Origin of the sequence: Actinotignum vesiculae, assembly GCF_051267215.1 — a bacterium.
In the GTDB taxonomy this organism is placed as follows: domain Bacteria; phylum Actinomycetota; class Actinomycetes; order Actinomycetales; family Actinomycetaceae; genus Actinotignum; species Actinotignum schaalii.
The window spans coordinates 182,229-199,245 of record NZ_JBOZGG010000002.1 but is presented as its reverse complement, the minus strand read 5'-3'; the positions used below and the strand labels follow the sequence as shown (position 1 = coordinate 199,245).

General features: G+C 62.0%; 17 protein-coding genes. 13 read left to right on the top strand and 4 right to left on the bottom strand.

Annotation, left to right across the window (positions count from 1 at the left end):
- Positions 1-93: 93 nt before the first annotated feature.
- The 8 genes from xerD to der all read left to right on the top strand — a co-directional run bounded on the left by xerD (position 94) and on the right by der (position 7,472).
- Positions 94-1,017: a site-specific tyrosine recombinase XerD gene (xerD, locus tag ACRQHG_RS02115; RefSeq protein ID WP_435713340.1), complete on the top strand. Its 924-nt coding sequence runs from the start codon at positions 94-96 to the stop codon at positions 1,015-1,017.
- Positions 1,018-1,103: 86 nt separating this feature from the next.
- Positions 1,104-1,952: a ParA family protein gene (locus tag ACRQHG_RS02110; protein ID WP_026429342.1), complete on the top strand. Its 849-nt coding sequence runs from the start codon at positions 1,104-1,106 to the stop codon at positions 1,950-1,952.
- Between the two features lie 12 nt (positions 1,953-1,964).
- Positions 1,965-2,798, top strand: a complete 834-nt coding sequence (locus ACRQHG_RS02105; RefSeq protein ID WP_435713339.1) for a segregation and condensation protein A — start codon at positions 1,965-1,967, stop codon at positions 2,796-2,798.
- A gap of 65 nt (positions 2,799-2,863) precedes the next feature.
- Positions 2,864-3,421: an SMC-Scp complex subunit ScpB gene (gene scpB, locus ACRQHG_RS02100; RefSeq protein ID WP_087070776.1), complete on the top strand. Its 558-nt coding sequence runs from the start codon at positions 2,864-2,866 to the stop codon at positions 3,419-3,421.
- Positions 3,418-4,140, top strand: a complete 723-nt coding sequence (locus tag ACRQHG_RS02095; RefSeq protein ID WP_016442768.1) for a pseudouridine synthase — start codon at positions 3,418-3,420, stop codon at positions 4,138-4,140. The genes scpB and ACRQHG_RS02095 overlap by 4 nt, the downstream gene beginning before the upstream one ends.
- Positions 4,140-5,243 (top strand): prephenate dehydrogenase, encoded by a 1,104-nt coding sequence (locus tag ACRQHG_RS02090; RefSeq protein WP_435713366.1) that lies wholly within the window; start codon positions 4,140-4,142, stop codon positions 5,241-5,243. The genes ACRQHG_RS02095 and ACRQHG_RS02090 overlap by 1 nt, the downstream gene beginning before the upstream one ends.
- Positions 5,236-6,003 (top strand): (d)CMP kinase, encoded by a 768-nt coding sequence (gene cmk / locus ACRQHG_RS02085; protein ID WP_435713338.1) that lies wholly within the window; start codon positions 5,236-5,238, stop codon positions 6,001-6,003. Before ACRQHG_RS02090 ends, cmk begins: the two co-directional genes overlap by 8 nt.
- Complete coding sequence (der, locus tag ACRQHG_RS02080) at positions 6,000-7,472, top strand: ribosome biogenesis GTPase Der (protein ID WP_435713337.1); 1,473 nt, start codon at positions 6,000-6,002, stop codon at positions 7,470-7,472. The genes cmk and der overlap by 4 nt, the downstream gene beginning before the upstream one ends.
- 104 nt (positions 7,473-7,576) lie before the next feature.
- On the opposite strand, the gene ACRQHG_RS02075 is transcribed toward der, so the two are convergent.
- A complete protein-coding gene (locus tag ACRQHG_RS02075; RefSeq protein WP_026429347.1) occupies positions 7,577-8,377 on the bottom strand; it encodes an IclR family transcriptional regulator in 801 nt (266 codons plus the stop codon).
- Between the two features lie 411 nt (positions 8,378-8,788).
- On the opposite strand from ACRQHG_RS02075, the gene ACRQHG_RS02070 reads away from it, so the two are divergent.
- Genes ACRQHG_RS02070 through ACRQHG_RS02055 form a run of 4 tightly spaced genes read left to right on the top strand, consistent with a single transcriptional unit; the run spans position 8,789 to position 13,219 of the window.
- Positions 8,789-10,387 (top strand): mannitol dehydrogenase family protein, encoded by a 1,599-nt coding sequence (locus ACRQHG_RS02070; RefSeq protein WP_435713336.1) that lies wholly within the window; start codon positions 8,789-8,791, stop codon positions 10,385-10,387.
- Positions 10,387-11,469: a mannonate dehydratase gene (gene uxuA, locus ACRQHG_RS02065; protein WP_016442774.1), complete on the top strand. Its 1,083-nt coding sequence runs from the start codon at positions 10,387-10,389 to the stop codon at positions 11,467-11,469. The genes ACRQHG_RS02070 and uxuA overlap by 1 nt, the downstream gene beginning before the upstream one ends.
- Positions 11,469-12,116 (top strand): bifunctional 4-hydroxy-2-oxoglutarate aldolase/2-dehydro-3-deoxy-phosphogluconate aldolase, encoded by a 648-nt coding sequence (locus tag ACRQHG_RS02060; protein WP_087070782.1) that lies wholly within the window; start codon positions 11,469-11,471, stop codon positions 12,114-12,116. Before uxuA ends, ACRQHG_RS02060 begins: the two co-directional genes overlap by 1 nt.
- Entirely contained in the window at positions 12,113-13,219 is a 1,107-nt protein-coding gene (locus ACRQHG_RS02055) for a sugar kinase (RefSeq protein ID WP_435719382.1), read from the top strand. The genes ACRQHG_RS02060 and ACRQHG_RS02055 overlap by 4 nt, the downstream gene beginning before the upstream one ends.
- 318 nt (positions 13,220-13,537) lie before the next feature.
- Here the strand turns inward: ACRQHG_RS02055 and ACRQHG_RS02050 are convergent, their stop codons facing one another.
- From ACRQHG_RS02050 to ACRQHG_RS02040, 3 genes are all read right to left on the bottom strand, one after another.
- Entirely contained in the window at positions 13,538-14,662 is a 1,125-nt protein-coding gene (locus ACRQHG_RS02050; RefSeq protein ID WP_435713335.1) for a DUF6688 domain-containing protein, read from the bottom strand.
- Positions 14,663-14,927: 265 nt separating this feature from the next.
- Positions 14,928-15,248, bottom strand: coding sequence for an AzlD domain-containing protein (locus ACRQHG_RS02045; protein ID WP_435713334.1), 321 nt, complete (start codon positions 15,246-15,248; stop codon positions 14,928-14,930).
- Complete coding sequence (locus ACRQHG_RS02040; protein WP_435713333.1) at positions 15,245-15,985, bottom strand: AzlC family ABC transporter permease; 741 nt, start codon at positions 15,983-15,985, stop codon at positions 15,245-15,247. Before ACRQHG_RS02040 ends, ACRQHG_RS02045 begins: the two co-directional genes overlap by 4 nt.
- Before the next feature lie 117 nt (positions 15,986-16,102).
- On the opposite strand from ACRQHG_RS02040, the gene ACRQHG_RS02035 reads away from it, so the two are divergent.
- A complete protein-coding gene (locus ACRQHG_RS02035) occupies positions 16,103-16,744 on the top strand; it encodes an antibiotic biosynthesis monooxygenase family protein (RefSeq protein ID WP_435713332.1) in 642 nt (213 codons plus the stop codon).
- Positions 16,745-17,017 lie beyond the last annotated feature (273 nt).

The window sequence follows — 17,017 nt, the reverse complement described above, 5'->3', positions numbered from 1 at the left end:
CCCGAGTACCGCGGCCACTACTGCGCGAGGGCACGCCCGCGCGAGTAACGTGTGCGCACCGCACGCCTGCCGCGCATCCGCGAAGGAGAATTTATGGCCGAACCCGGCACCCCGCCCCTACAGCGCGCGGTTGCGCAATTCCTCGCCCATATCAGCGTCGAACGCGCGTTATCACGCAATACCGTGGCCGCTTACCGGCGTGATTTGCGTAAATATCTTGCGCATCTCGATTCCCGCGGCGTCACCAGACCCGCCGACGTGCGCGAAGAGGATGTCGCTTCCTTTTCGGAAACACTCACCGGCATGGCCCCGGCTTCTATTGCGCGGGCCGTGACCGCGGTGCGGGCCTTTCATACGTTTTTATACGACGACGGCGCCAGCCCGGCCAATCCGGCCAGCCGGGTGCGACCCCCGAAACTCCCCGCGCGCCTGCCCGAAGCTCTGACAATCGCGGAGGTCACCGCCATGATCGAGGCGGCCGGGGCCACCCCGCCGCCCCTGGGCCTGCGCGACCGCGCACTCCTGGAAATCCTCTACGGGACGGGCGCGCGCATTTCCGAGGCCCTCGGGCTCACCGCCGATGATATTGATACGGAGACGGCCACGATTCGGCTTTTCGGCAAGGGCCGCAAGGAACGGGTGGTGCCGCTGGGCCGCTACGCCCTGGAAGCCCTGGAGGCCTACACCACCCGGGCCCGCCCCGAGCTGGCCGCGCGCGGGGAAGGCGTAACGAAGCTCTTCCTTAACACCCGCGGGCGGGCTCTTTCCCGTCAGAGCGCCTGGCTCATTATTCGCCAGGCTGCCGAACACGCCGGTATTTCCGCCCATGTTTCCCCGCATTCGCTGCGGCATTCTTTTGCCACCCACCTGCTGCAGGGCGGCGCGGATGTACGGGTGGTTCAGGAGCTGCTCGGGCATTCCTCGGTAACCACCACCCAGATTTATACCCAGGTTTCCCGCGACGTACTCAAGGAGGTGTATGCCACCTCGCACCCGCGGGCGCTGCGCAGCGAGTAGGAAGCGGGGTAGGCGCGGCGTCGTCGTTCTACGCTCTTCGCCAGAAATGGCACCGCAAGTCCTCCGAGTTTAGGTACCCTAGAGATGTGACCGAACAGAACGCGCTTTTTGAAACTGAGAACGTGGATTTTCCCGAACCGGAGCCTTTGCAGGAACACGGCCCGGCGCGCATTATTGCGATGTCCAACCAGAAGGGCGGGGTGGGGAAAACAACGACGTCGATTAACCTCGCCGCGGCGCTGGCCGGATACGGTCGGCGCGTTCTCATTGTGGATTTCGATCCGCAGGGCGCCGCCTCGGCCGGTCTGGGGATTAACGCTCGCGCGCTGGATCGCACTATTTATAACGAACTTATTGCGGCGAAACCGGATGTGCGGGGGATTATCCAGCATTCGAAGGTGGAGGGCCTGGATGTGGTTCCGGCCAATATTGACCTTTCCGCGGCAGAAATTGTGCTCATTAATGAAGTGGCGCGCGAACAGGCGCTCAGTCGGGTGCTGCGGCCGGTCCTTGATGATTATGACGTCATTATTATTGACTGCCAACCTTCCCTGGGCCTGCTCACCGTTAATGCGCTCACGGCCGCGCACGGGGTGATTATCCCGCTGGAGGCGGAATACTTCGCCATGCGCGGGGTGGCGCTGCTGACCGAACAAATCGGGCGGGTGCAGGATCGCCTCAATCCGCGGCTCACCATTGACGGGGTGCTTCTCACCATGGTGGATATGCGCACCCTCCATTCGCGTGATGTGATGCGTTCGGTGCATGAAGGATTCGGGGAAAAGGTGTACCACACCTATATTGCTCGCACCGTGAAGTTCCCGGATGCTTCGGTGGCCGGGGAACCCATCACCCAGTACGCGCCCTCGCACCCGGGGGCGGTGGCCTACCGGAAGCTGGCACGCGAAGTGATTGCCCGCGGCCAAAGTGCCTAAGCGGGAGTGGGCGTGACCACTCTTTTTGACGCCTCATCCGATTTCGATGTAGATCTCGATGTGTATTCGGGGCCGTTCTCGGTGCTGCTCACCATGATTTCCAAGAAAAACTTGGATATTACCGAGGTGGCGCTGGCGGAAGTCACCGATGAGTTCATTGCCTGGATTCGTTCCCGGCCGGAAGTGGATCTCTCCACCACCTCGGAGTTCTTGGTGGTGGCCGCCACCCTCCTCGATATGAAATTGGCGCGCCTGCTGCCCCGCCACGAAAGCGAAGAAGAAGATTGGGAGCTCCTCGAGCAGCGCGATCTCCTCTTCGCCAAGCTCCTCCAATACCGGGCTTTCAAAGAGGTGGCCCGCGATTTCGGGGCGCGCCTGGAAGAAACCGGGCGGCGAGTGGGCCGCGATGTTCCCCTCGAAGAAATGTACGCGAAAGCACTTCCGGAGGTGCGCCTCCCGCTCGGGGTTATGGATCTGGCCCTGCTGGCCGCCCGCGCTTTTACCCGCGATACGTCCGAGCCGGTGGTGCAGCTGGAGCACCTGCATTCCCCGGTGGTTCCGGTGGCTAGCCAGGTGGCCTACCTGGAGGAACGTTTCCGAGCGGGGGAGTCTTTCACGTTCACGCAGCTATGCGCGGATGCCGGGTCGGTGCAGGTGGTGGTGGCCCGCTTCTTGGCGGTGCTGGAATTGCTGCGCCGGGGCGCGATTGCTGCCGAGCAGGATGAGCCGCTGGATGCGCTGGTGCTGCGCCCCACCCCGGCGGATGATCGCGGGGCGGCCGGGGCGAGCGACGTCGCCGCGGAATACGGCGAGGTATCAGCAACCGCCGCGCCGGGCAGCGACTAGACTGGGACTCGAAGCGCGTACAGCCCGCGCGCCCTGCCTGGTCCGCAACATTACAAGGAGAATTCGTGGCCGATCTTTGCCCCGCCACCGCCCTCGAGGCGGTGCTTTTCGTGGCGGCCACCCCGGTTCCCCTCGCCACCCTGGCTGAAGCGGTGGGATTGAGCGAAGCGGACACCCGCACCGAGCTGGAGAACCTGGCCCGGGAGTACCGCAGCGGCCGCCCGCGCGGATTCGAATTGCGCGAAGCCGGTGGGGGCTGGCGTTTCTACACAAATCCGCTGGTATCCGATATTGTGCTGGCCCACGTGACCCGCGGGCAATCGGGTAAACTATCCACGCCGGCTTTGGAAACGCTGGCGGTGATCGCCTACCGGCAACCGGTGACTCGCGCCCAGATCGCGGCGATTCGCGGCGTGAATGTTGATGGAGTTGTGCGTACCCTCGCCACCCGCGGTCTTATTGCAGAAGCGGGCACCACGCCGTCCACCGGTGCGGTGCTGTATGCGACCACACCGTATTTCCTCGAAGCCATGGGGATGAATTCCCTGGATGAATTGCCGCCCCTGGCACCCTACCTGCCCGACGCAACCGAACTTGACGATGTGGAAAGAGAAATAAGATGAGAGAACGCTTGCAAAAGATCCTGGCCCACGCGGGGGTGGGCTCGCGGCGCGCCTGCGAAGCGCTCATTGCCGAGGGGCGGGTGGCTGTCAATGGCGCCGTCGTCACTGAAATGGGAACGCGGGCGGATGCCGAACGTGACACCATCCACGTGGACGGAATGCCAATCGCCGTCAAACCCGATTTGCTCACGGTGGCGCTCTACAAGCCGCCGGGGGTTGTGTCCACGATGGATGATGATATGGGCCGCCCGAGCCTCGCCCAGTACGTGGAGAAATACGAGCAGCGCCTCTATCACGTGGGGCGCCTGGACGAAGATACCGAAGGCTTGATTTTGCTGTCGAACGACGGCGAACTCACCCACCGGCTCACCCATCCCTCCTACGAGGTGCCGAAAACCTACGTGGCGCGGGTGGAAGGCCAGGTCACCCGGGGCCTCGCGCGGGTGCTGGAAAAGGGCATCACCCTGGAGGACGGCCCTATCCGGGTGGATAAATTCGTGCTGAGGGAATCCCAGCCGCGCAATTCCATTGTGGAACTCACCTTGCATTCGGGCCGCAATCGCATTGTGCGCCGCATTATGGAAGAAGTGGGGCACCCGGTTATGGAACTGGTGCGCACCCGCTTCGCCACTATCGACGCCGGGCGGCTGCGCCCGGGTAAAAGCCGGGTGATCGCGGGCAGTGAGCTCTCGGCCCTCATGCATTCGGTAGGGATGTGATGCACGCCGGTCCGGTCCTTATTATTGGCTCGGGGCTGCTGGGTGCTTCCCTCGGGCTGCGCCTGCGGCTGCGCGATATTCCGGTGTACCTGGAGGATTCCTCTCCGCTGGCCGCGGCCCTGGCCCGCGATCTGGGTGCGGGGGAGGAACCCCCGGAAGGCGCCTGGGAGCCGAGCCTCGTGGTTGTTGCGGTGCCCCCGGATGTCACGGCGCAGGTGGTGAGCGCGGCCCTGGATCGTTTCCCCGCCGCGCTTGTGACCGATGTTGCGTCCGTTAAGGCGGTGGTGGCGGATCGTCTCGCCGCGCATCCGGCGCGGGAGCGTTACCTCGGGTGCCATCCTATGGCCGGCCGGGAACGTTCCGGGGCGATTGCCGCGGACGCTGATCTTTTCGAGGGCCGCCCGTGGGTCATCTGCCCGCGCCCGGAAACCCGCGAAGAAGATATTGCGCGTTTGCGCAGCCTCGCCCTGGATTGCGGCGCCATGCCGATCCTCGTGGAGGCCAGCGCGCACGACCGCGCCGTCGCCCTCGTTAGTCACGTCCCGCAGCTGGTTTCGTCCCTGCTGGCGGGTACGTTGAACGACGCCGCAGCTACCGAGCTGAGCCTTGCCGGCCAGGGATTACGCGATATGACGCGGCTGGCACATTCGGATCCGCAGCTATGGACCGCGATTATTGCCTGTAATTGCGCGGCGGTTGCTCCCGTGCTTCGCGATGTTGCCGAGCGTACCGCGCGCTTGGCGAGTGCCCTCGAAGCGGCCGCGGGTGCGGCGCAGGCACCCGGGTTGGCCCGGGCCGTTGCCGCGGTGGTGGCCGCAGGTGGGCGCGGGGTGGCGCGCATTCCCGGCAAACACGGGGGAGCACCCCAGCGCTATACCGAGGTCACCGTTTTGGTTCCCGATCGCCCGGGCGAATTGGGCCGCCTCTTCACCGAGGTGGGTGAGATCGGCGTGAATATTGAAGATTTTTCGCTCGAGCATTCCGTGGCCCAAAAAGTGGGGCGGGCGCGGCTCTCGGTGGCGCCGGCCGCGGCCCGGGATCTCAGCGCGGCGCTGGCCGCGCGCCAGTGGCAGGCTTTTATTGAAGGAGGAGAGCATGAGTGAGATGAACACGGCGGGCACGCAACGCCCCGAGGTAGCCGCCACCCCGCACGCCGAAGCCATGGGCACCCCGTGCCCCGAAACCGCGGGCTATCCCATCGCCATTGACGGGCCCTCCGGTTCGGGAAAATCCACCGTCTCCCGCCAGGTTGCCCGCGAGCTCGGGCTCAGCTACCTCGATACCGGGGCCATGTACCGGGCCGCGGCCTGGGCCGCGCAGCATGCCGGCGTGGAGCTCACCGATCAGCCGGCCGTGACCGCGGTGGTGCGGGCCATGAACCTTGAGATGCCCCTCGATCCGGATAATCAAAAGATTAGCTGCGAAGGGGAGGATATTACCGCCGCGATCCGCGCCCCGGAGCTTTCCCGGGTGGTTTCCCAGGTGGCCGTCAATCTTGAGGTGCGCGCCGAACTCATTGCCCGGCAGCGGGCCATTATCGCGGCGCACCCGCGCATTGTGGTGGAGGGGCGCGATATTACCAGCGTCGTCGCCCCGGAAGCTCCCACAAAAATTCTCCTCACCGCATCGGAAGAAACACGTTTAGCCAGGCGGGCCCGGGAAGTGCGCGGCAGTGCAGCGCCCGATGCCCTGGCCGCCACCCGCGCGGAAGTAACCGAGCGGGATGCCAAGGACTCCACGGTCGCTTCTTTCCTGGAAGATCGCGCAGGAGTCGTTACAATTGATTCTTCTCAGATGAGTATTGCGGACGTGGTGGCCGCGGTGCGCACGCTGGCACAGGGCTCCGGAAAGGAACAGGAATGACTGAGGAATACCGCGATATGAGCGCGGAGGGGACCAGCCCGGACGACGCTGAACGCGTGCTCCGCGCCGGTCTGGAAGCCTACGATCTGGACGATGCCGATCTGGCGCTCCTGGCCGGGGAAGAACCCGAGGATGCGGAAGCTGCCTCCCGCGCGCTACCCGTGGTGGCGGTTATCGGGCGGCCGAATGTTGGCAAATCCTCCCTGGTGAATCGTATTGTTGGCAAGCGAGTGGCCGTGGTGCAGGACGTCCCGGGCGTCACACGTGACCGGGTCTCCTACGAGGCGGAATGGGCGGATCGCCGCTTCCTCCTCATGGATACCGGCGGTTGGGAACGCGATGTGGCGGGCCTGGATCGCGATGTGGCCCTGCAGGCCGAAATTGCTATTGAGCAGGCCGATGCCGTTATTTTCGTGGTGGATGCCACCGTCGGCATGACCGATACCGATGAAGCCCTGGTGCGGGTGCTGCGCCGCTCGCGCAAACCCGTGATTGTGGCGGCCAATAAAGTGGATTCCCCGCAGCAGGAACCGGATGCCGCCTACCTGTGGTCCCTGGGGCTGGGGGAGCCCTACCCGGTATCGGCCCTGCACGGGCGCGGCTCGGGTGATCTTCTGGACGTGGTGATCCGCGCGCTTCCGGAAGAACGCGAGGTGCCGGTGCGCCCCAAGCGGCGCGGCCCGCGCCGGGTCGCTATTGTGGGGCGCCCGAATGTGGGCAAGTCCTCCCTGCTCAACCAGCTGGCCGGGGAAACCCGCGCGGTGGTGAGCGATATTGCCGGAACCACCCGTGACCCGGTCGATGAAGTTATCGAGCTGGATGGCACCCCGTGGACTTTTGTGGATACCGCGGGGATTCGCCGGCGGGTACACCAAACCCGCGGGGCGGATTATTACGCGAATCTGCGCACCCAACGCGCGCTGGCGGAAGCGGAATTGGCCCTCGCCCTCATCGATGCCTCCGAACCGCTGACCGAACAGGATATTCGGGTGATCCAGCAGGTTATCGATGCCGGGCGCGCCCTCGTCATCGTCTGCAATAAATGGGACGAGGTTGATGAGGAACGCCGCTTCGAACTCGACCGTGAATTCGAGCGCGAACTGGTGCAGATCCAGTGGGCCGCGCGCGTCAATCTCTCGGCAAAAACCGGCTGGCATACCAACCGACTCTCCAATGCCATGACCACCGCGCTGCGTTCCTGGGATCAGCGTATTCCCACCGGGAAACTCAATGCTTTCCTCAGCGAATTGGCGGCCGCGCACCCGCATCCGGTGCGCGGGGGCAAGCAGCCGCGCATCCTCTACGGCACCCAGGCTTCGACGCGCCCGCCGCGTTTCGTGCTTTTCGCCACCGGCTTCATCGAGGCAGGCTACCGGCGTTTCTTGGAAAACCGCTTGCGCGCCACCTTCGGTTTCGAAGGTTCCCCGCTCCAGATTTCGGTTCGGGTACGCGAACGGCGTAAGAAGTAGCGGAAGTGGTATGACGGCGCAGCTAGCCTGCGTCGTCGTACTTGTATCGGTGGCAGGAACTCTGCAAAAAAGCCCGCCACCGGGCGCCGCTACCCGCGGTTCGGTTAGCGCACGGAACGGGGCAGCAGGACCTCCGGAACGCTCACGCCGGTGGCACCGGAAATAGCGTTGATTTCTTCGGCAATACCGTAAGCAACCGCTTCGCGCGTTGCCGCTCCCAGGCGTTCGGCGGGGGCGGTGACGGACACGGCCACCCGCTCGCCGTTTTTCAGATCCACCGGGACCGCCACGCAGGCGATACCCGCTTCGTTTTCTTCCACTTCCATACCCCAGCCGTGGCGGTGCACGTGCTCGATGCACTCTTCGATGGTGGCGCGGGTGGGGGGATTATCGGTGGGGACGCTCAGGTACCAATCAATTTCCGCACCGGTTACGTTATTGGCGCCCAGCAAAGCGCGCCCGAGCGCGGTGGTGACCGCCGGGGCATTACGCCCGATAAAGGACACCACCCGGATGGGGCGATCCGGCTCCACTTTATCGAGGTAGGTGACCACCTGGCCGGAGAGCTTGCCCAGGTGCACGAGTTCGTTATAGCGATGGCAAATGGCCACGAGGGCCGGGTGGAGCTGGTCCACCACGAATTGGGTGCGGGTGGTGTAGCGAATGATCGGATCCACGCCGTCCCCGAGGAAGTAGTAGCCGGTATCGGCATCCTGGTCTACCCAATCCCGGTAGCGCAGGGAACGCAGCGTGTGGTGGACCGTGGCCTTATTGGAATCCACCGCGGCTGCAATATCGGAGAGCGGGGCACCTTCCGGTCCGCGGCGCGCTAAAAACTCCACAACGAGCAACGCGCGATCAATGGAGGAGAGCGGAGCGCGCTCCTCAGGGGAAGTACCGGACACCTCAAGCTCCTTTACTCTACGAGGGTATAACTGCAGGCCGGGAAAATTATACCGCGCGATTTCAATATATGAAACATAAAAACCCGGGCGCGGGACGGTCAGTGTTGAATAAGAAAAGACCCGGAATCTGAATACTTCACACCCCGTTCCCGGGTGCCGCCGGAGGCGAAAATGAGGTACAATCATTTCATACGTACGAACGGGCGTTTCACGTAAGGAAACATTCGGGTGCGGGGGTGCCCGGCCGGTTCGTCGTCGTATAAAGGAATACTGGGTGGTGGCATCGGGAGCGGTGTTCACTCACCGGGTGACCTCACGGCAGGAACGCGGCGCAGGCCGGCGCTCCTGCGGGGCGGCCGCCGGTGGATCGCACGTGGAGCCGTCCCGATCCAACTATCAAAGGTGATGTATATGAAACTCAATCTCAGCTCGCTCTCCCAAGCGAGTGATTACGAAGCAGCCGGTATTCAAGTTCCGGCTTTTGATGTGGCCGCAACTCAGGAGCGCGTTCGCACCAACCCGCGCTGGGTGCATATCGGCCCGGGTAATATTTTCCGTATCTTCCTAGCCCGCATTGCGGATGACATGCTGGCGGACGGCAAGTACTGGCCGATCACCGGCGTGGTGCCGATGAACCCGGCTGAAATGGAAAAGCAGCTCGAAGCTTTTGACCTGCTCACCCTAGGCGTTATTCTTTCCGGCGATAAGCGCGATACCCGCGTTATTGCCGGCCTGGCCGATGGCCTGGCAACTCGCCGCGAGGGCGATTTTGATCGGCTCGTCTCCATCTTCACCAACCCGGAGATGACCACGGTTACCCTCACCATTACCGAAAAGGGCTACGTGATCCAGGATTCCCAGGGTGAGCTTTCCGAAGCTACCCGCGCGGATATCGCCTCGGATCCCTTCGCCAACCATGAGAACACCATGGCGCTGCTGGCCGGGCTGCTCGCGCATCGCTACCAGGCGGGCGGGGCACCTATTAACTTCATCTCTGCTGATAACTTCTCCCACAATGGCGATAAGCTGCGCGATTCGGTGCTGCAGATCGCCCGCGGTTGGGTGGAGCGCGGTGCGCTCAGCCAGGAATTCCTGGACTGGGCCAGTGATGACACCAAGGTTGCTTTCCCGATTTCCGTGATCGATAAGATCACCCCGCGCCCCTCGGAAGAAGTATCGGAGTACCTCACCGGGCTCGGCTTCACCGATATGGGTATTGACCACCTTGGCCGCACCCCGATTGCCGGCTTCGTCAATGCCGAACCCACCGAATACCTCATTATCGAAGATAAGTTCGCGGCCGAACGCCCGCCTTTCGAGGATTACGGCGTGTACATCACCGATCGCGAAACCTGCGATAAGTTCGAGCGGATGAAGGTCACCACCTGCCTCAACCCGCTCCACACCGCACTGGCAGTGTCCGGTACGGTGATGCGCTTCCCGACCATTGATTCGGAAATGCGCGATCCCGATTTGGCGAAGATGGTCAATATCCTCGCCTATGATGAAGCGATGCCGGTAGTAACCGATCCGGGGATTATCGATCCGAAGGACTTCGTGCGCGAAGTTCTCGAGGAGCGTTTCCCCAATAGCGCGCTGCCGGACAATCCGGCCCGTATTGCTATGGATACCTCGCAGAAGATTCCGATCCGTTTCGGTGTCACGCTGCAGGAGTACCAGCGCCGCGGTCTGGATATGGACGAGCTGCGCGTGATCCCGCTCGTTTTCGCGGTGTGGGCACGGTACCTCCTCGGTATCGCGGACGACGGCGAAGAATTCACGCCGTCTTCCGATCCGCTGCTGGAAGAACTCCAGGGGCACCTCAAGGGAATTAAGCTCGGTGAGAGCGTTGATGCTCACGCCGCGCTCAAGCCCATCCTGTCCAATGCCAATATTTTCGGCCTCGACCTGTATACCACTCCGCTGGCGGAGAAGGTCGAAGCCCTGTTCACGAAGCTCATTGCCGGTCCCGGCGCTGTGCGTGCCACTATTCACGAGGAGATCAACTAATGAAAATGACATTCCGCTGGTACGGCGAAGGTCACGACCCCATTCCGCTGCAGTACATCAAGCAGATTCCGGGCGTGTCCGGAATTATGGGCACCCTGTCCTATAAGGCGGCCGGAGAGAACTGGGAAAAGGACGAAATCAAGGTCCTCATCGACCAGGTTCACGAAGCCGGGCTCGAATGCGAGATCATCGAATCCGTGAACGTCCACGAGGACATCAAGCTCGGCCTTCCCAGCCGTGACGAATACATCAAGAACTACTGCACCACGCTGGAAAACCTCGCGGAATTCGGCGTCAAGGTGGTTGTCTACAACTTCATGCCCGTTTTTGACTGGCTGCGCACCGAACTCGCCCACGTGAACGAGGACGGCTCCACCTGCCTGTACTACGATCACTCCGAAATCGAAGGCATGACCCCGCAGGATATCGTCAATAAGACGGCTGAAGAATCCGGCGGCCTCACCCTGCCCGGCTGGGAACCCGAACGCCTGGCCAAGCTGGACGAAGTCATGGCGCTCTACCAGAACATGACGGTGGAGAAGCTGCGCGAAAACTGGAAGTACTTCCTGGACGGCATTATCCCCACCTGTGAAAAGGTCGGCATTAAGATGGCCTGCCATCCGGACGATCCGGCCTGGGATCTCTTCGGTATTCCGCGCGCCTACAAGAGCCTGGATGACATCAAGGAAATCCTGGCCCTCAATGATTCCCCGATGCACTCCCTGTGCGTGTGCATTGGCTCGCTTGGCTCCAACCCGTCCAATAACGTCGCGGAGATCCTGCGCTACGTGGGCGAACGTGGCCGTATTGCCGCTTCCCACCTGCGTAACGTCAAGTACCTGGGGGAGAAGACCTTCAAGGAAGCGGCCCACTGGTCCGCGGACGGCGACCTCGATATGCAGGCCGCGGTGGAAGCCATTTACGATACCTGCCCCGATATTTACGTGCGTCCCGATCACGGCCGCATGATTTGGGGCGAAGAAGGCCGCCCCGGCTACCCGCTGTATGACCGGGCACTGGGCACCCAGTACCTCCTCGGGCTGTGGGACGGCATCGACAAGATGAAGAAGGCGGCAAAGTAGTGTCTCAGCAACTTCCAGACGTTCGTCCGTTCCTGGAAACCCACCCCATTGTTCCCGTTGTGGTGATCGACGACGCCGCGCAGGCGCCCGAGGCCGCCCGCGCCCTGGTGGCCGGCGGTATCCACTGCGCCGAAGTGACCTTCCGTACCGCTGCCGGCGGGGAAGCCATTAAGGCCATGCGGGATGTGGAGGGCATGACGGTGGGTGCTGGAACGGTTCTCACCCGGGCCCAGGCGGAAACCGCCGCGGACCTGGGCGCGAAGTTCTTCGTTTCCCCGGGCTGGAGTGCCGGCGTGGCCGATGTGGCCGCCGAACGCCAGATTCCTTACCTTCCGGGCGTGCAGACCGCCACGGAAATCATGATGGCTCTGGAGTACGGTGCCACCGCGGTGAAGTTCTTCCCCGGTGGGGAAGCGGGCGGGCTGCCCATGGTCAAGGCCCTGCGCGGTCCCTTCCCGAATACCTACTTCGTGCCTTCGGGCGGGGTGAAGCTCGCGAATATGGCCGAATGGCTCTCCGATCCGGCTATCCTGTCCGTTTCGGGTTCGTGGATGATCAAGCGCGATCTGATTTCCTCCGGGAACTTCGCGGAGATCACCCGCCTGTCCCAAGAAGCATCCGATCTAGCTAAGGAGATTCGCAAGTGAGCGACGCCCTGACGATTAAATCCGCCGAGGAAACCACCTACGATATTGTCTCCCTGGGTGAAGTCATGCTTCGCCTGGATCCGGGTGCCGGCCGTATCCGCACCACCCGGCAGTTCGCCGCCTCCGAAGGCGGCGGGGAATACAACGTGGCCCGCGGCCTGCGGCGCGCCTTCCAGAAGCGCGGCGCGATCCTCACCTCCCTGGTGCGTAATGAAGTGGGTCTGCTGCTCGAGGATCTGATCCTCACCGGCGGCCTGGATACCCGTTTCATTCATTGGGTCGACGACGACGGCATCGGCCAGTCGGCTCGTAACGGCCTCAATTTCACAGAACGCGGTTTCGGGGTGCGCGGGGCGGTCGGGTGTTCCGACCGGGCCCACACCGCGATTTCGCAGCTCACCCCGGAGGATATCGATCTCGATTACCTCTTCGGCGAGCTCGGGGTGCGCTGGCTGCACACCGGCGGGATTTACGCGGCCCTCTCTGAGCAGGCTTCGGAAACAGCGCTGGCGGTTATTAAGAAGGCCAAGGAATACGGCACCGCCGTATCCTACGACCTCAACTACCGTCCTTCGCTGTGGAATCTGCACGGGGGCAAGGCCCGCGCGCAGGAAGTGAATAAGTCCCTGGCACCCTTCGTGGATGTCATGATCGGTAACGAAGAGGACTTCACCGCCTGCCTGGGCCTCGAAATCGAAGGTGCAAATGAGAACCTCGATAACCTCCAGGTGGAATCTTTCCACAAGATGATTGAGAAGGCGGCGGAAACCTTCCCGAACTTCAAGGCCATCGGTACCACGATGCGCCAGGTGCGTTCGGCAACCATCAATGACTGGGGTGCGGTGGCGTGGAAGCGCGATCAGGGCTTCGTGCAGGCTACCCAGCGTGATGGCCTGGAGATCTTCGACCGCGTGGGCGGCGGCGACTCCTTCGCCTCCGGCCTCATCTTCGGGCTCATGGAATACGGTGATGTCCAGAAGGCAGTGGAACTCGGGGCTGCCCACGGCGCCCTTGCCATGACCACGCCGGGTGATACCACCATGGCCACCCGCGCCGAGGTGGAGAACCTGGCCCGCGGCGGCTCGGCGCGCGTCAAGCGCTAAAGCCGCATAACCGCAGCGTATGCGACGCGCCTACCGCGTCGCATGCCCTCGGGTGAGCTAGCGCAGGGCGGACACCGCGCACAGCGCAACTAGTGGGGAGCAGATCCGGGTCTCCGGATCTGCTCCCCACTTTGCCTAGCCGCCCCGCTGTGCTGGCGAGGAAGGTATGTTTTTTCCGAGATGTACTTCGCATGTACGACAGACACAATACAGCTCTGAAAATAGATACCCCCTCCCCAGGAGCTGGTGCGACTATTGAACTTCGTGAGCCTTTGCGCTAGTAGTTCAGTGTTAACTTGGTTTTAACTGCGCCTGATATTACCCGGCGGTGAACTCCTCGCGGCGGCGGCCGGTGTACTGGATTGCGATGCGGTCCTCCGGGCGGGCATCAACAAGGTAAATAACTGCCAGGAATAGCCATTCCAGGGGTTTCATGGCAATCCATACAAGGTCCGCCGCCAAACGGGTGCGGATCAACCGCGAGAGTGGAAAGCCGTAGCGGTTATAGAAGCTGCGGATTGCCCGATGTGCTCTCGGGGTCTTTTCTTCCAGAACCTGTTCGAAAGCATTCGCGATAAGAAGCTGGCGATTCACGGTAATGCGATGCCCGCCGCGCACCCCGTCCCGGATCGGTTTCACCACCGCCGGGTGCCCACCGGCTGCCACGGTGCATAAATAGTGCTCATCGTAATAGGTATTGGGCGGGGAGATTCGCTGCGAAAGGGTCCAATCGCTTGTTTCCGTGAAAGCTTTGATGGCGGCGTTTGGTTCCTGGCCGAAGAGCACCAGAATAAGGAGGCAGATTCCCAGCACGGGTATCAGGCCAAGCAGGGCGAGCAGTGGCCAGTTCCTGGCTTGGGAAAGAATCTTTTCCAAGTAAGCGAGCACACCCGATCCGGTCGCCTGAACCGCTTGGGGTGCTTGGGAATGAAATTCGTGAATTTTCACGATGATCGTTTTCGCGGAGATCAACACCACCGCAGTGACCGGCAACAATAGGATGAGATTCTCCGGGCCGCCAGGCCGGAATGTCTGAATGGTCCAGGCGATAACAATGGCGTTGCCAAGATAGATGCACGAGAAGCAGAGAACCGTGAGAAGTGGCGGAATCTCGCTAATCGGCTTGAGCCGCACATAGAGGAAAGCTGCGAAGCAGACAATGCACAGCACCAGTAGAAATGGCTGAAAACCGGTGCGGATAGGCGTATGCGTCTGGTCGTTGACGAGCTGCACCGACCAGTCGGCATAAAAAACCACACGGTATCTCATCGAGATGAGGGCCAGATGGAAGCTGAGCGCCAGGAAGATAGTCCAGACATCATGCGCCGCTTCCAGAACCGGCAGCGGCTTGCCTCGTATTGCGATGATAAGCGCGATGACCTGGTAACACGTGAGGATAATCGGGTACGTCGTTACCCAGGGGACGATAGCGAGGAGAATCAATGAAAAAATGAATTCCTCTGGGCTAGATGAATATAGGGAACTGGTGAACGCAGCGTGTATAAAACGTAAAATAAACCAGGCGTAGACAATCAGATAGGCAAGAAAAATCTGCGCGAGGTAGGGGTGCCGGATCACGAAACTTCGTTTGCGCTCCTCAGGCATCTGGATCCACCTCCGCGTTCCTCGCTCCTAGCTCTGCCGTGCACCTCGCGACGGCTGGTGATTCACATGTGCGGAAGTATACCCGCAGGTTAATCCGGGATGGCTAGATCGCGAGCAGGCCGATGTAAGTGAGGGTGCCGGCGGCCAGGGAAACGAGCATGCGGCGCCCGGAAAGCTTGTGGGCCAGGATCGTGACGGCGCTGGCCACGCCCACGCGCAGCACAGATTCCGCAGATATCGGAAGCACTTCGTTGCGGACCATTGCCAGCGCCAAAATCACCAGCACCCCCACCGGAAGCCAGGCCGATAGTGCTCGCACCAGGCGTGAGCGGCGCAGCGGATGCAAAATAAGGAAAGGAACCCCGCGCAGGCACAGCATGAGAGCCAGAGAACCCAGCAGCACAGCAAGGAGATAGCCAGTCATGACAGCTCACCTTCCTCGCCTGATGCGCCGCGTGGGGAAGGGGCGGCGTCGTCGTTCTTCCTAAAACGAGTGCGCACCACGAAACGCACCACTAAGAACAGCGCGAAAAGACTCATCGCGACCGGCAGCAGGGCGCTCGGCGCACATAGCTGCGCCAGCACGAACGCGAGGCCCGCGCCGAGCACGCCGGGAATATCGCGGCGCGCGTGGAAGGCGTCGAGGGCGAGGACGATAAAAAGGGCGACGAGCGCGAAATTGACGCCGCGAATCTGGCCAGGTAGGAACCCGCCAATCGCCACTCCCAGTAGCCCGCCGCCGACCCAGCACACTTGGAGCACGGCTTGGAGGGAGATCAGCCGGCGTTGATTCCAGACGCCGGGATGCGAGGTGGTGATGGCGTAGGTTTCGTCGGTGAGGGAGTAGACGCAATACATGCGGGCGAGCGGGTGGGTGAGCTGCGCGATGGGGTACGAAAACGCGTAAAAAACGTGACGCACGTTCACGAAAAAGATGGTGAGGAGAATCGTGAGGACCGGTGCGTGCGCACTAATGAGGGCGACGGCGAGCAGCTCGGCCGAACCGGAATAAATAAAGAAGGATAGCGCGGGAGCGAGCCACCACGGTTGACCGTACTGGATAACAAGAAGTCCGAAGGCCATGCCCAGGGGGATCATCCCCAGGCCGGCGCCCGCGGCCATCTGTGCTCCGAAGCGGACATCTGATACGTGGGAAGGCATGCGCCCTATTGTGGCACCGGCGGGGGAGCGGAGGGTGAAGTTTCCACCATGCGGAGCATGGGGCGCCAAGAGAGTTACTATGGTGCACGTCCCATTGTTCTAGGTGAAGGAGCCTCCATGACCGTCGTGAAAATCAATGCTATTTCTGTTCCGGAAGGTGCTGGCGAGCACTTCGAGGCGCGTTTTGCGGCGCGCGAAGGGGCCGTGGATCAGCGGCCCGGTTTCCTGTCCTTCCGGCTGCTGCGCCCGCTGAACGAAGGGGAGCGCTACCTGGTGGTCACCGAATGGGAATCCGAGGAGGATTTCACCGCGTGGCGCACCGATCCGGCCGCGCATCCGCGCAAAATGGATGCCGCCCGCCAGGCACCCGATAACGCGCACTTGGGGGCGCAGCTGCTCGAATTTGAGGTGGTCAATCTTCCCGAAGTCGAGCACGGGGAAACCCCGCAGGCGGGCTTTGTTTCTATTGTGGCGCTATCTTTCCTCCCCGGAATGGAGAAGGTTATTGAGCAGCGTTTCGCGGCGCGCAAGGCGGCCGTGGATGCGGCGCCCGGGTTCTCCTTCTTCGAGCTGTGGCGCCCGGTAAACGGGGTGGAAGACTATTACGTGGTGACCGGCTGGGATGCGCAGGAATCTTACGATGCCTGGGCTGAGGCTCGGGAACGCGCTCCGCATAACACCGCGGATCAGCCTAAGAACCGGGGCCTGGATGTGACCCTGCACGGGTACACAGTGGTGCAGCAGAGTATTAAGCGGTAGGTGCGGATGCCGGGCTGAGGCGCGGCGTAAAGTGCGGCTTGAGGTGAGGCTACGGAAACGCGAGCCATCCTCGCGAATCCGTTCGTCGCGAATCCGTTGCGGAATCGCGCCAATTTCGCGGCCCGGTTGTGGAACGTTAGCCGATATGTAGGGAGAAATAAAGACAAAGATTATAAGTTATTCTGATTGAGAAGTGAATGACATTATGTGCCCTGTCGCTTTGATCACTTAAGGGCGGTGTGGCTAGTGTGGCACCTAGAGAGTGCTGTGCTG

Bases quoted from the DNA above. Each gene is read 5' to 3' on its own strand.
- xerD (WP_435713340.1), top strand. From the start codon at position 94: ATGGCCGAACCCGGCACCCCGCCCCTACAGCGCGCGGTTGCGCAATTC.
- ACRQHG_RS02095 (WP_016442768.1), top strand. From the start codon at position 3,418: ATGAGAGAACGCTTGCAAAAGATCCTGGCCCACGCGGGGGTGGGCTCG.
- ACRQHG_RS02090 (WP_435713366.1), top strand. From the start codon at position 4,140: ATGCACGCCGGTCCGGTCCTTATTATTGGCTCGGGGCTGCTGGGTGCT.
- cmk (WP_435713338.1), top strand. From the start codon at position 5,236: ATGAGTGAGATGAACACGGCGGGCACGCAACGCCCCGAGGTAGCCGCC.
- der (WP_435713337.1), top strand. From the start codon at position 6,000: ATGACTGAGGAATACCGCGATATGAGCGCGGAGGGGACCAGCCCGGAC.
- ACRQHG_RS02070 (WP_435713336.1), top strand. From the start codon at position 8,789: ATGAAACTCAATCTCAGCTCGCTCTCCCAAGCGAGTGATTACGAAGCA.
- uxuA (WP_016442774.1), top strand. From the start codon at position 10,387: ATGAAAATGACATTCCGCTGGTACGGCGAAGGTCACGACCCCATTCCG.
- ACRQHG_RS02045 (WP_435713334.1), bottom strand. From the start codon at position 15,248: ATGACTGGCTATCTCCTTGCTGTGCTGCTGGGTTCTCTGGCTCTCATG.
- ACRQHG_RS02040 (WP_435713333.1), bottom strand. From the start codon at position 15,985: ATGCCTTCCCACGTATCAGATGTCCGCTTCGGAGCACAGATGGCCGCG.
- ACRQHG_RS02035 (WP_435713332.1), top strand. From the start codon at position 16,103: ATGACCGTCGTGAAAATCAATGCTATTTCTGTTCCGGAAGGTGCTGGC.